This is a genomic window from bacterium SCSIO 12741 (genome assembly GCA_024398055.1).
Lineage (GTDB): Bacteria > Bacteroidota > Bacteroidia > Flavobacteriales_G > Salibacteraceae > SCSIO-12741.
This window is the reverse complement of the sequence record CP073749.1, coordinates 2,352,945-2,366,127: the sequence shown is the minus strand read 5'-3', so window position 1 is coordinate 2,366,127 and position 13,183 is coordinate 2,352,945. Positions and strand designations below refer to the sequence as shown.

Genomic DNA, 13,183 nt, shown 5'->3' with positions numbered 1-13,183 from the left:
TGTCTCAAAATTAGCTACTTTTTTTCCTGCGTCCCCGCTTGCGTTCCGGAGCTTTTTCAGCAAGTTTTAAACATTCCTCAAGAGTCAATTCCTCGGGCTTGGTTCCCGATGGAATCTTTACGTTTTTCTTACCCACTTTGATGTATGGCCCGTATCTACCGTTGAGTACTCTCACGGTGTCATCTTCGGGAAGGCCTTGATTATGGCGCTGGCATCCGCTTTACGTTTAGCTTCAATAAGCTCCACCGCTTGTTCCAGGGTAACTTCCATAGGATCAATCTCACCCAAGGAAACAAATTTGCCATCATGACGAACGTAGGGACCGAATCTTCCTACTCCAACAATCACCTCGTTGGCTTCAAATTCTCCCAAGGTTTTAGGCAATCGGAATAACTCCAACGCCTCTTCGAGGGTTATAGTTCCAATTTTCGAACCGGCCCTAAGTTTTGCAAATTTCGGTTTCTCTTCATCTTCAGCTTCTCCAATTTGAACCATAGGTCCAAATCGTCCGATGCGCGCATATACATTCCTTCCAGACTCAGGATCTACACCCAGCTGACGCTGTCCAGTAGCTTTTCCTTTTTCTTCCAGAGTTACGTTCACATTGTTATGAAAAGGTCCATAGAAACGACCAATCATGTCGTTCCACTTACTTCCACCTTCAGCAATCTGGTCGAATTCCTTTTCCACATCAGCCGTAAAGCTGTAGTCCAACACCTTTGGAAAATGATCTACCAAAAAGTCGGTAACCACGATCCCGATATCCGTAGGGAACATTTTCTTTTTCTCTGCTCCGGTAATTTCGGTTTTGGTTTCAGTTTTCACCTCTCCATCCGACAAACTCAAGTACCGGTATTTTCTTTCTTTTCCTTCCTTGTCTTCTTTTTCTACGTAGCCCCTTTTCTGAATGGTAGAAATAGTTGGAGCATAAGTAGATGGTCGACCAATTCCCAAAGTTTCCAACTTCTTCACCAAACTTGCTTCGGTATATCTTGGAGGGTGATTCGTGAATCGCTCAACCGCCTTAATTTCTTTTAGGTCAAGAGTTTGCCCAATTTTCAACGGAGGCAAAATTCCAGAACGCTCAGACTCCTTATCTTCATCTGTTCCTTCTGTGTACACCTTTATAAAACCGTCAAACTTTAGTACTTCACCCTGGGCTTTAAACTTCTCATCACTTCCGGAAATATTAACCGTTGCAGTCGTTTTTTCCAATTGAGCCGGAGCCATTTGAGAAGCAATCGCTCGTTTCCAGATCAGGTCGTAAAGTCGTTTTTCATTGTAATCCCCTTCCAAACTGTGCAAAGAGAAACTGGTAGGGCGAATGGCCTCGTGAGCTTCCTGCGCTCCTTTTGAACGGGTGGCAAATCTTCTTGGAAAGGAGTAGTTATCTCCATAGCTTCCAATAATCTCTTGCTTGGCTCCTTCAATCGCTGTTTCCGAAAGGTTCAAGGAGTCAGTTCTCATGTAAGTAATCTTACCTGACTCGTAAAGTTTTTGAGCAACCACCATGGTCTGCTGCACGGAGAAGCCTAATTTCCGGCTCGCTTCCTGCTGCAAAGTAGAGGTTGTAAAGGGGGGTGCAGGTGAACGCTTGGAGGGTTTAGTCTCCAAATTTTCAATCGTGAATTGAGCGTTCTTACATGTATTTAAAAAGTCAAGGGCTTCGGATTCGCGCTCAAAGCGTGTAGGAAGTTCAGCCTTTAAAATGGCATTTCCTTCAACAACAAATTCAGCTGAAACCTTAAAAGAGGCTACCGGCACAAACTGCTCGATCTCCTTTTCCCTTTCAACAATAAGTCTAACCGTAACAGACTGAACCCGACCAGCAGAGAGTGCTGGCTTTACTTTTTTCCAAAGTACAGGAGACAGTTCAAAACCCACCAATCGATCCAATACACGGCGTGCTTGCTGAGCATCAACGAGGTTCAAATCAATGAACCGTGGATTTTCAATGGCTTTGGATATAGCTGGCTTGGTGATCTCGTGAAATACGATACGTTTGGTATTCTCGGGCTTCAACCCCAGCACCTCATATAGGTGCCATGAGATCGCCTCTCCTTCGCGGTCCTCATCCGTTGCTAGCCAAACCGTATCCGATTTCTTGGTTAGACTCTTGAGTTCCTTGATGACATTCTTTTTATCTGGCATCACCTGATAGTGTGGAGCAAAGCCATCTTCGATGTCGATGGATAGGTCTTTGGTGGCCAAATCGCGGACGTGTCCGTAACTGGATTTAACGGTGAAGCCGTCTCCCAAAAATCCTTCAATAGTCTTTGCTTTTGCAGGTGACTCTACGATTACCAAATTCATTCTTGCAATGGGGTTTGATGCGTTTTTTACGTCGTGCAAAGTAATGGAATATTCAAAAAACAGGCATTTTAAGCTTAATTCACATCCAACAGAACCAGCTCACCTCACACCAAACACCCCTATTAAACTGGGAGTTACGGCCAATTAATGCCATTTTGTCACCATTTACCTTTTGGCTACTTTTGCCAGTCAAACTCGGCCTGGAGCCGAAAAAGAGTGCAGCAAATGGAAGAAATGATGGACGAAAAAGTGCAGGGAGAAGCTATTGTGAAGGAATCTTCTCAATCTGGAAATGGTAAAAAACTCTACCTGGAAAGTTATGGCTGTGCGATGAATTTTTCGGACAGTGAAATCGTAGCTTCCATTTTGGAAAAGGAAGGTTTTGCGACTACCCGTGATGCTGATGAGGCAGACTTGGTTTTGATCAACACCTGCTCCATTCGTGAAAAGGCTGAAACAACCGTGCGCAATCGTTTGACTCACTTCAAAGGGATTAAGAGAAAAAAGAATCCTGGAATGATGGTGGGTATTTTGGGATGTATGGCTGAGCGCCTTAAGTCTCAACTACTCGATGAAGAAAAACTGGTGGACATTGTTGCTGGTCCGGATTCTTACCGAGCCCTTCCTGACTTGATTCAAGAAGTGGAAAGCGGACAAAAGGCGGTAAATGTTTTACTCTCACGAGAGGAAACCTATGCTGAGATTTCTCCTGTAAAGTTGGGCGACAATGGAGTTTCCTCCTTTATCTCTATTATGAGAGGATGCGACAACATGTGTTCCTTCTGCGTAGTGCCATTTACCCGCGGTAGAGAAAGAAGTCGTGACCCGCATACCATTGTAGAAGAGGCCCGCGAACTATTCGAAATGGGCTTTCGGGAGGTCACTCTTCTGGGGCAGAATGTGGATTCTTATCGATGGAATATTACCAAGAAAGGAGAAATCAAAGACCCTGAAAAGCCGACTGTTAGTTTTGCTCAATTGCTCATCAAGGTGGCCGAGGTTAGTCCGGAACTTCGGGTGCGGTTCTCCACCTCTCACCCTAAAGATATGACCGATGACGTTTTACACGCCATCGCTGACTACCCTAATATTTGCAACTATATCCACCTACCTGTTCAAGCTGGAAGTAGTGAGTTACTCAAGAAAATGAACCGTGGATATACCCGTGAATGGTACCTGGAGCGTATCGACGCTATTCGACGTATAATTCCTGGATGTTCCATTTCAACAGATATTATCAGTGGTTTCTGCACCGAAACTGAGGAGCAACATCAAGAGACACTTTCTCTAATGGAAGCGGTAGAATTTGATTTTGCCTACATGTACAAGTATTCGGAGCGTCCCAAAACTCTGGCTGAACGAAAGTTCACCGACGATGTTCCCGATGATGTAAAATCAAAGCGCCTTACGGAAATCATTTCGCTTCAAAACGAACACGGGTTGAAAGGAAACCAGCGTTTTATTGGCGAGGTAAAAGAAGTTTTGGTAGAAGGCCCATCCAAAAGAAACAAAGACGAATGGTGTGGAAGAATTTCTGAAAACACCATGGTTATTTTCCCTTACACCGATATGCGCCCGGGAGAATATGTTCAAGTTAAAATCACCGAATGCTCATCTGCTACCCTAAAAGGAACAGTGGTATAAATCATGACCATACAACAAGTAAAACAACGCTTTAAGATAATTGGTAGTTCTCCTGCCTTGGATCATGCTATTGCAACCGCAATGCGCGTAGCTCCCACGGATTTGTCTGTTCTGATCACAGGAGAGAGTGGTACGGGTAAGGAGAATTTCCCAAAAATCATTCACCAACTTAGCCAAAGGAAGCACAACAAATACATTGCTGTAAACTGCGGTGCCATTCCGGAAGGAACGATCGATTCTGAATTATTTGGACACGAAAAAGGCTCTTTTACCGGAGCTCACAATACACGCCAGGGATACTTTGAAGTAGCCAATGGCGGCACAATCTTTCTGGACGAAGTTGCGGAACTACCACTTCAAACTCAAGTTCGCTTGCTACGCGTTTTGGAATCGGGTGAATTCATTAAGGTGGGTTCTTCCAAGGTTCAAAAAACCGATGTACGCATCGCAGCAGCAACGAATGTGAATATTCCCGAAGCGATCGAAAAAGGGAAATTCAGAGAGGATTTGTTCTATCGTTTAAGTACGGTACCCATTAAACTCCCACCTCTTCGGGATCGGAAAGAGGATGTTCATCTTTTGTTTCGAAAATTTGCCGCTGATTTTGCAGAAAAGTACCGCATGCCTCCAGTTCGATTGAATGAACAAGCAGTAAGAGTCCTGGAAAACTACTCCTGGAAAGGAAATATTCGTCAGCTAAAGAATGTGACCGAACAGATTTCGATAATTGAACAGGTACGTGAAATTGGCGCTGAAACGCTGATCACCTACCTACCTGATTTTGCGGAGCGAAAACTTCCTACACTCTATAAAAAGGAAGAGCAGGAATTCTCAGAACGTGAACTTCTTTACAAGGTGCTCTTCGACATGAAAAAAGATGTGACCGATTTGAAAAAATTGGTTTTGGAGGGAATCAAAAATCAAACGATCAACCCTAATAGTGGTGAAAATGTGGATATCATCAACCGCTTTTATGGGGAGGTTCAATCCGATACAGTGCATCCTGTACCTATCGATCAAAATCCTGGCATTGTTTCTGATTACAACGAAAACGAGCCTCGAATCATTCATCCGAATCGCCCATCCTTTCATGAGCATGAGGAGGTAGAAGAGTCTCTGTCTATTGAAGAAAAGGAAAAGGAATTGATAAAAAAGGCCTTGGAAAAATACAACGGCAAGCGAAAACATGCGGCCCGAGAGTTGGGAATTAGTGAAAGAACATTGTACCGTAAAATCAATGAGTACCATTTAAAATGAAAGCCACGTTAAGAAATCTTTTTATGGCCGTATTGGTCAGTTCTTCATTGATATCCTGCAAAGGAGTTCAGTTTACCTTTAATGGTGCCGTGTTGGACTATGATAAGGTCAAAACTATTTCGGTTGAAGTTTTCCCCAATTATGCACCACTGGCTCAGCCTACTCTTTCTCAGGATTTTACTGAAGCCCTTAGGGATATCTTCCTGACTCAAACGCGATTGGACCTGGTAAAGAACAATGGCGACCTCCAGTTTTCCGGAAAAATCGAGCAATACCGTACCGCCCCTGTGGGAATCCAGGCCGACGAAGTTGCTGCACAAAACCGTTTAACGATTACGGTATTTGTTAAATTCGTGAACCGAACGGATGAAACCCGCAACTTCGAAAAGCGCTTTACCCAATATGCCGATTACAACAGTACCCGGCAATTGAACGAAGTAGAGGCTACATTGATTGAAGAAATTAATGAGTTGCTGGTTCAAGAAATCTTTAACGCTTCGGTAGGAGACTGGTAAATGAATGTATCTGAACTTGTGCAGTGGACTCAATCGCCTGAACTGATGACAGCATCACAGGCAGAGCTGGACAAGTGGGAAAAATCTTTCGGTTTTATCCCTCTGGTGCAAACCTTAAAGGCTAAGCAATTTCAACTTCAGCAGGATTTGCGCTTTGAGCAACAACTGAAGAAAGCCGCCCTATTCTCCCCTGATCGGGAAAAACTCTATCATTTTATTCATCAGCCTGCCATGGAATTGGTGGACGTGGTGGAAGAAGAGGTGGCCAGTGAACCCGAAGTTATTACTACTTCACTTGAAGTGGTAGAACCTGAACCGGTAGAAGAAAAGCTCGAAACTCCTCCGGAAACCGAACCAGAAATTACTCCCGAAGCTATTGAGACCATAGAAGAACCTGTTCAGGATACTGAGGCAGAAGCTCGGGAAAGAGAACTTCTTGAAAAACAATTGCTCAGTTATGCGGTATCGGCGAGTATCGAACGTGAGGTCAGCGATGAACTGAGCGCACAGGAGCCCGTTGAAAATGTTGTTCAAGAAGAAAAAGAGGAAGTTCAGCCAAGTGCTCCAGTTGAAGAACCGGGTGATCCTGGCCTATTATCCTGGCTTAAAAGGGTAGAAAAAAAGGAAACTCAAAAAGTTTCTTCACCCGATAGTTTGATTTCGACATTTATCGAGAAAGGTCCGGTTGAAATTCCAGCTCCCGTAAAAGACGAAAAACCTACGATGGTGCCCATCAACAGGCCCAAAGCCGAATTCTTCTCCCTGGACAAAATGGCTCGTGAAAGCCTTCGTGAAGACGATGATATGGTCACCGAAACACTGGCCAAAATTCATGCGAAACAGGGGCATTTCGACAAGGCCATAGAAGTTTATGAGAAATTAAGTTTGAAATTCCCGGAAAAAAGCGGTTATTTTGCACGCCTTATTTCTGAATTGAAGGAAAAAAGATAAGATTATGCTTTATTTCATTTTCATTTTGATATTTATCGACTGTCTGCTTTTGACAGCCGTAGTTCTGGTACAAGAATCCAAAGGAGGAGGTCTTGCCAGTGGATTCTCATCAGCCAACCAGGTGATGGGAGTTAAGAAAACCGCCGATTTCTTGGAAAGAGCAACCTGGAGCCTGGCTATTGTATTGATGGGATTGTGTTTGGCCGCTGCCGCCATTCAAGGACCTGCCGGAGGATCGGCTATAGGTGTTAATGACGAAGGCTCAGGGGTTATCCAACGTATTGAAGACGATCCTACTCAACTTCCACAAGTGCCTCAGTCTGTTCAGCAGCAGCCTTCTCCACAGCAAGGAGAAAATGCTGAAGGAAATCAGTAGAGTATCTTAGGACTAAAGTCCGACCATAAAATTTTTAGAATGTCAGTATGTCACAACATACTGACATTTTTTTTGCAATCCTGTAAAATTGTCCCACAAGCTATCATTGGCACAAGAGATGATAGAACCCCGGGAAACAAGAAATAACTTAATTCTTTTAATACACTTTAATTATGGCTTTAAACATCACCCCTTTAGCGGACAGAGTAGTAGTAGAGCCTGCTGCTGCTGAAGAAAAAACCGCCGGAGGAATTTACATTCCAGACACGGCAAAAGAAAAACCACAGAAAGGAACTGTTGTTGCAGCCGGAGCTGGAAAGCCCGATGAACCCATCACAGTTAAAGTTGGTGACGCTGTTCTTTACGGAAAATACAGCGGAACTGAAATCACAATCGAAGGAAACGACTACCTGATCATGCGTGAGTCTGACATCTTCGCTATTGTATAATCCCCATTAAAGAACATCACTAAACACAAGAAAAATGGCAAAAAAGATCACTTTCGACGTTGACGGAAGAGACAGTCTGAAAAAAGGCGTTGACGCGTTGGCCGATGCGGTAAAAGTTACCTTGGGCCCTAAAGGAAGAAACGTGGTTATCGATAAAAGCTTCGGTGCACCGGCCATTACCAAAGACGGTGTGACTGTAGCTAAAGAAATTGAGCTCAAAGATCCAGTAGAAAACATGGGTGCTCAAATGGTAAAAGAAGTGGCTTCTAAAACTGGTGACGCTGCCGGTGACGGAACTACTACTGCTACTGTATTGGCCCAGGCTATTATTTCAACTGGTTTGAGAAACGTTGCTGCAGGTGCTAACCCAATGGACCTGAAAAGAGGTATTGACAAGGCGGTTGCAGCTGTTGTAGCTAACCTGGCTTCTCAATCTCAGGAAGTAGGTGCTGATTCTGAAAAGATCAAGCAAGTAGCTACTATTTCAGCGAACAACGATGCTCACATTGGTGAATTGATTGCTGAAGCTATGGCTCGTGTTACCAAAGAAGGTGTAATCACTGTTGAAGAAGCAAAAGGAACCGATACTACTGTTGAAGTAGTAGAAGGTATGCAATTTGACCGCGGTTACTTGTCACCTTACTTTGTGACTAACACCGAAAAAATGATTGCTGAGATGGAAAATCCTTACATCTTGATCTTCGACAAAAAGATCTCGACTATGAAGGATCTTCTTCCAATCCTTGAACAAACGGCTCAAACTGGAAAAGCTTTGGTAATCATCGCTGAAGATGTGGACGGTGAAGCTTTGGCTACTTTGGTAGTAAACAAGTTGAGAGGTTCTTTGAAAATTGCTGCTGTTAAAGCTCCTGGATTTGGAGATCGTAGAAAAGCTATGTTGGAAGACATCGCTATCCTTACCGGTGGTCAAGTAATCTCTGAAGAGCAAGGACGTAAATTGGAAGATGCTACTCTTCAGGATTTGGGTACTTGTGAGAAAATTGAGTTGGACAAAGACAACACCACTATCGTAAATGGTGCTGGATCTGCTGACGCAATCAAAGCTCGTACTGAGCAAATCAAAGCTCAAATTGAGTCTACTACTTCTGACTACGACCGTGAGAAGCTACAAGAGCGCTTGGCTAAATTGGCCGGTGGTGTTGCTGTACTTTACATTGGTGCTGCTACTGAAGTAGAAATGAAAGAAAAGAAAGACCGCGTTGACGATGCCCTACACGCTACTCGTGCTGCTGTAGAAGAAGGAATCGTTCCTGGTGGTGGTGTTGCACTTATTCGTGCGGCTTCTGCACTTAACGATTTGCCTACTGACTTCGATGATGAGAAGACAGGTATCGCTATTGTACGTCGTGCGATTGAAGAACCACTTCGTCAGATTGTGAAGAATGCTGGCGGTGAAGGTGCTGTAGTTGTTCAGAAAGTGAGCGAAGGTGAAGGTGACTTCGGATACAATGCTCGTGCTGACAAGTATGAAAACCTATTGGGTGCTGGTGTAATTGATCCTACTAAGGTAACCCGTGTTGCTCTTGAAAACGCATCTTCTGTGGCTGGATTGTTCTTGACTACTGAGTGCGTATTGAGTGAAGAAAAAGATGAAGACGCTCCTGCAATGCCTGCTATGCCAGGTGGAATGGGTGGCGGAATGCCAGGCATGATGTAAGCCTGACAGTCTTACCAAATAATAGAGACCCGTTTGCCCCTGGCAGACGGGTCTTTTTATTTATAGCCACTATCCCCTACATTTGAAGCAATGGACACATTGGATCAGGACCTTCTCGAAAAATCGAAAGTAAAAGCCAAACAGGCAGATGCCCTTTTCTTAGCCTTGGCCGCCCTTTTTATTACCGCCCTGGTTACCTGCAACCTGATCGCCAACAAATTCATTTCAGTTGACCTGGGATTCAAAACCTTTATAATAAGTGCTGGAGTACTTCCCTATCCAATCACCTTTCTCATTACCGATGTTCTGTCCGAAATCTATGGCCGTCGCAAAACGAGTCGGGTAGTTCTTACCGGGTTAGCCGCATCCTTGTTCGTCTTATTCATTCTCCTGTTGGGCAGTTACTTTCCTTCCATCGATGGATCGCCCGTGGACAATGCGACCTATGATCAGGTTTTTGCCAATTCTTGGCGAGTCATATTTGCGAGTATGACTGCTTACCTCGTGGCTCAACTGGTAGATGTTCGTGTCTTCCATTTTTGGAAAAAGTTGACCCAGGGCAAACACCTTTGGCTGCGCAACAATGCCTCCACTATCTTCTCTCAATTTCTGGACACCTTTCTGGTCGTTGGTGTTTTGTTCGTAGGAGTAAAGAGCTTTGGGGAGATTGGTGATATGGTATTAGACGGTTGGATGTTTAAGGCCCTGGCCGCTCTAATTGACACGCCTATCTTTTATGGACTGGTTTATTTCCTGAGGTCCTATTTCGGATTGAAACCCGGTGAAGAGCTATCCGAGTAGCTTTTTTGTCGCAAAAAAGACCCTTTTAACGCTTATTGTTAATGAATTAAAATAGACTTTGCTCGAAAAAGAAAAGTGCTACTTTTGGGCCCTTACACCTTTTAGTTAGGACGTTATGAAGTATTGGTTACTCGGAGTTTTATTGGGTTTTACCACCTTGTCGCAGGCCCAGATTTTCAATCCCGTAAAATGGAGCCAGGAGAGCAAGCAGGTTTCAGAGAATGAATTTGAGGTTTTACTTACCGCCAAGATTGACGATAAGTGGCACTTATACTCCCAAACCCTTCCCTCAGCCGACGGCCCCGTAGCCACCGAAGTAGTCTTTAAAAATGCAGGTTCCGATTACCAATTGGTTGGAAAAACCGAAGAAGTTGGAGATCTACACAACGAATACGATCCCAACTTTAAAATGGACCTCTCTTTTTATGAGCACGAGGTCACCTTCAAGCAAAAAATTAAATGGACCGGCGCTCCTGGAAAAGCAATTGTTGAAGTCTATTACATGGTTTGTGATGACAAGCAATGTCTTCCGCCAGAGGCTTTGGAATTTGAGATTGATATCGCTCCAGGCACCATCGAGGTAAGCGAAGAGTTTGTAGAAGAGGCCGCTTCAGAAGAAGCATCTACCGAAACTGCTGCAGCTTCATTGACTGGAAGCATTCAACACGATCAACCGTCGGGTGGAATTCTTCAACCGATTAAGTGGAGCTTTTCGGCCGAAAAGATCTCCGACAAAGAATACAACTTGGTAGCCACTGCTACTCTGGATCCAAAATGGCACCTCTACTCTCAGAACTTGGAATCGATGGACGGCCCTGTTCCTACCCAATTCAGGTTCAATGAAAAGGACGGGAACTTCAAAGTAGTTGGTAAAACGGAGGAACGCGGAGAGATCCACAAAGAATTCGATCCGAATTTCGAAATGGAGCTATCCTTCTACGAGCACGAAGTATCCTTTGCCCAGCGCATTCGCTTTGAAGGTGAACCAGGCATAGCCAAAGGAGATGTTTATTTCATGGTATGCGACGACAAAAATTGCCTACCCCCTGAAGAAATTGTTTTTGAGATTAACACCAAGGATGCGGTTCCGGTTGAAGACAGCGCTGCTGCATCTGGAGGCAAAGAAAAATCCGGCAAATCGCTTTGGGAGATTCTACTTTACAGCTTCTTAGGAGGATTAGGAGCTTTACTTACTCCTTGTGTTTTCCCGATGATTCCTATGACTGTAAGTTTCTTTACCAAGCAGAGCAAAACTCGAGTTGAAGGAATTAAAAAAGGAGTAACCTACGGTATGTCTATCATTTTGATCTATGTACTATGTAGTGTCCCTTTTCACCTATTTACTTCGGTAAGTCCGGATATTTTCAATGAGTTTTCGACTAACCCGATATTGAACCTGACGTTCTTTGCCATTTTCATCATTTTCGCAGTTTCCTTTCTAGGTGCCTTTGAGATCACTCTTCCCTCCTCTTGGGTGAACAAGGCAGATCGAGCCGCTGACAAAGGTGGTATGGTTGGGATATTCTTTATGGCCCTTACATTAATATTAGTATCCTTTTCATGTACAGGACCTGCCATCGGCCTACTTCTTGGAAGTGTATTGTCAACGGATGGAGGAGCCACTTATCTATCTGTAGGTCTCTTTGGCTTTGGACTTGGTTTAGGGCTGCCCTTTGGTCTATTTGCAGCTTTCCCAGGCTGGCTACATTCCCTTCCACAATCAGGTGGCTGGTTGAACTCGGTAAAGGTAGTATTCGGATTCCTCGAATTGGCTTTTGCATTTAAATTCCTGTCCAATGCAGATTTAGTAGTTCAAGCTGGTCTATTGACACGTGAAGTATTTATTGCTATCTGGATTGCCGTTTCCTTTATGCTTGCCTTATATTTATTAGGCGTATATCGACTTCCCCATGATAGTCCTACGGAGAAAATATCGGTCGGTCGGTCGCTCTTAGCGACCTTGACGCTCGCCTTCACAATCTACCTGATACCAGGTTTGTGGGGCGCTCCTTTGAAGTTGATTAGTGGATTCCCACCTCCCATGTTCTATTCTGAATCTCCTCAAGGCGTTGGGAAAACCGCAACTATTGTCTCCTCCAGCAATTCGGAAGAAGATCATGCCGGATCCGGTGGGCATAGTGGCACTTGTCCGCATAACTTAAATTGCTTCCACGATTACGATGAAGGCATGGCCTATGCCAAAAAAGTGGGCAAACCTGTAATGTTAGACTTCACAGGTTGGGCTTGTGTAAACTGCCGAAGGATGGAGGAGCAAGTTTGGTCTGAAGAGCCTGTACTCAAAAGACTTAGAAAAGATGTGGTCCTTATTTCCCTGTATGTCGATGAGAAAAAAGAGCTGCCTGAATCGGAAAAATATGTTAGTGATGCCACAGGCAAATCAATTAAGACAGTCGGAAATAAATGGAGTGATTTTCAAATCACTCGTTACGAGTCAAACACTCAACCCTACTACGTAATTATTGACCATGATGAAAATCAGTTGGTGGAAAGTGCATCTTACGATCCCGATGTTGCACTATTCGTAGACTGGTTAGATCGAGGCAAAAAAGCATTCGAAAAAGGAAAGCACTAATGGCAGCACAATCCATCCAAGCCCAATTTGACGAAGCCCGTCAGGTATTGGAGCAATTTCTGGCCGATCCGGCCCACCTGGAATCGGTGGAGGAAGCGGGTAAGGTTTTAGTTTCCTGCATTCAAAACGGAGGCAAAATCCTGAGCTGTGGAAACGGAGGTTCGATGAGCGATGCCATGCACTTTGCCGAAGAACTATCGGGCCGCTACCGGGATAATCGTAAGGCATTGCCTGCTCTGGCCATTTCGGATAGCGGGCATTTGACCTGCGTTGCTAATGACTTCGGTTATCAGGACGTATTTTCGAGAATGGTAGAAGCCCTGGGTCAATCTGGAGATGTATTGTTTGCCATTTCTACCAGTGGAAATTCCGCGAATATTGTCAAGGCCATTGATGTAGCTCATGAACGAGGAATGAAGGTTATCGGCCTCACTGGAAAGGACGGTGGAAAAATGGCAGGTAAATGCGACGTAGAAGTTCGTGTGCCCCATTTTGGTTATGCCGATCGAATTCAGGAAATCCATATTAAAGTAATTCATGCCCTAATTGGGTACGTGGAAGAGAACGTCCTCTGATCTAGGTTTTTTCAGACGAAACAACTTTCCT

General features: G+C 44.3%; 10 protein-coding genes and 1 pseudogene. 10 read left to right on the top strand and 1 reads right to left on the bottom strand.

The window, feature by feature from the left end; genetic code table 11:
- Positions 1 to 10: 10 nt before the first annotated feature.
- Positions 11 to 2,313: pseudogene (gene topA, locus KFE98_09990) on the bottom strand (type I DNA topoisomerase).
- A gap of 225 nt (positions 2,314 to 2,538) precedes the next feature.
- Between topA and miaB the strand changes: the two are divergent.
- From miaB to lpcA, 10 genes are all read left to right on the top strand, one after another.
- The gene (miaB, locus tag KFE98_09985; protein UTW64682.1) at positions 2,539 to 3,957 is read left to right on the top strand and encodes a tRNA (N6-isopentenyl adenosine(37)-C2)-methylthiotransferase MiaB; all 1,419 of its coding nucleotides are present in this window, start codon (positions 2,539 to 2,541) and stop codon (positions 3,955 to 3,957) included.
- Positions 3,958 to 5,214 carry a sigma-54-dependent Fis family transcriptional regulator gene (locus KFE98_09980; GenBank protein UTW64683.1) on the top strand — a complete coding sequence of 419 codons (1,257 nt, stop codon included), beginning with the start codon at positions 3,958 to 3,960 and terminating at the stop codon, positions 5,212 to 5,214. It abuts the gene before it with no gap.
- The gene (locus KFE98_09975) at positions 5,211 to 5,729 is read left to right on the top strand and encodes an LptE family protein (GenBank protein ID UTW64444.1); all 519 of its coding nucleotides are present in this window, start codon (positions 5,211 to 5,213) and stop codon (positions 5,727 to 5,729) included. Before KFE98_09980 ends, KFE98_09975 begins: the two co-directional genes overlap by 4 nt.
- 45 nt (positions 5,730 to 5,774) lie before the next feature.
- A complete protein-coding gene (locus KFE98_09970; protein ID UTW64443.1) occupies positions 5,775 to 6,680 on the top strand; it encodes a hypothetical protein in 906 nt (301 codons plus the stop codon).
- Positions 6,681 to 6,684: 4 nt separating this feature from the next.
- Positions 6,685 to 7,056 carry a preprotein translocase subunit SecG gene (gene secG / locus KFE98_09965; GenBank protein ID UTW64442.1) on the top strand — a complete coding sequence of 124 codons (372 nt, stop codon included), beginning with the start codon at positions 6,685 to 6,687 and terminating at the stop codon, positions 7,054 to 7,056.
- 173 nt (positions 7,057 to 7,229) lie between these two features.
- Positions 7,230 to 7,505, top strand: coding sequence for a co-chaperone GroES (locus KFE98_09960; protein ID UTW64441.1), 276 nt, complete (start codon positions 7,230 to 7,232; stop codon positions 7,503 to 7,505).
- A gap of 34 nt (positions 7,506 to 7,539) precedes the next feature.
- The gene (gene groL / locus KFE98_09955) at positions 7,540 to 9,183 is read left to right on the top strand and encodes a chaperonin GroEL (protein ID UTW64440.1); all 1,644 of its coding nucleotides are present in this window, start codon (positions 7,540 to 7,542) and stop codon (positions 9,181 to 9,183) included.
- A 90-nt stretch (positions 9,184 to 9,273) separates the two neighbouring features.
- On the top strand, positions 9,274 to 9,984 hold the full coding sequence (locus KFE98_09950; protein UTW64439.1) for a queuosine precursor transporter: 711 nt from the start codon (positions 9,274 to 9,276) through the stop codon (positions 9,982 to 9,984).
- A gap of 502 nt (positions 9,985 to 10,486) precedes the next feature.
- The gene (locus KFE98_09945; protein UTW64681.1) at positions 10,487 to 12,577 is read left to right on the top strand and encodes a thioredoxin family protein; all 2,091 of its coding nucleotides are present in this window, start codon (positions 10,487 to 10,489) and stop codon (positions 12,575 to 12,577) included.
- On the top strand, positions 12,577 to 13,152 hold the full coding sequence (lpcA, locus tag KFE98_09940) for a D-sedoheptulose 7-phosphate isomerase (GenBank protein ID UTW64438.1): 576 nt from the start codon (positions 12,577 to 12,579) through the stop codon (positions 13,150 to 13,152). The genes KFE98_09945 and lpcA overlap by 1 nt, the downstream gene beginning before the upstream one ends.
- The last annotated feature ends 31 nt before the right edge of the window (positions 13,153 to 13,183 follow it).

What these genes read in the sequence shown, in the direction of transcription:
- KFE98_09970 (UTW64443.1), top strand. Translation starts at nt 5,775, where the DNA reads ATGACAGCATCACAGGCAGAGCTGGACAAGTGGGAAAAATCTTTCGGT.
- KFE98_09975 (UTW64444.1), top strand. Translation starts at nt 5,211, where the DNA reads ATGAAAGCCACGTTAAGAAATCTTTTTATGGCCGTATTGGTCAGTTCT.
- lpcA (UTW64438.1), top strand. Translation starts at nt 12,577, where the DNA reads ATGGCAGCACAATCCATCCAAGCCCAATTTGACGAAGCCCGTCAGGTA.
- secG (UTW64442.1), top strand. Translation starts at nt 6,685, where the DNA reads ATGCTTTATTTCATTTTCATTTTGATATTTATCGACTGTCTGCTTTTG.
- miaB (UTW64682.1), top strand. Translation starts at nt 2,539, where the DNA reads ATGGAAGAAATGATGGACGAAAAAGTGCAGGGAGAAGCTATTGTGAAG.
- groL (UTW64440.1), top strand. Translation starts at nt 7,540, where the DNA reads ATGGCAAAAAAGATCACTTTCGACGTTGACGGAAGAGACAGTCTGAAA.
- KFE98_09950 (UTW64439.1), top strand. Translation starts at nt 9,274, where the DNA reads ATGGACACATTGGATCAGGACCTTCTCGAAAAATCGAAAGTAAAAGCC.
- KFE98_09960 (UTW64441.1), top strand. Translation starts at nt 7,230, where the DNA reads ATGGCTTTAAACATCACCCCTTTAGCGGACAGAGTAGTAGTAGAGCCT.
- KFE98_09945 (UTW64681.1), top strand. Translation starts at nt 10,487, where the DNA reads ATGGTTTGTGATGACAAGCAATGTCTTCCGCCAGAGGCTTTGGAATTT.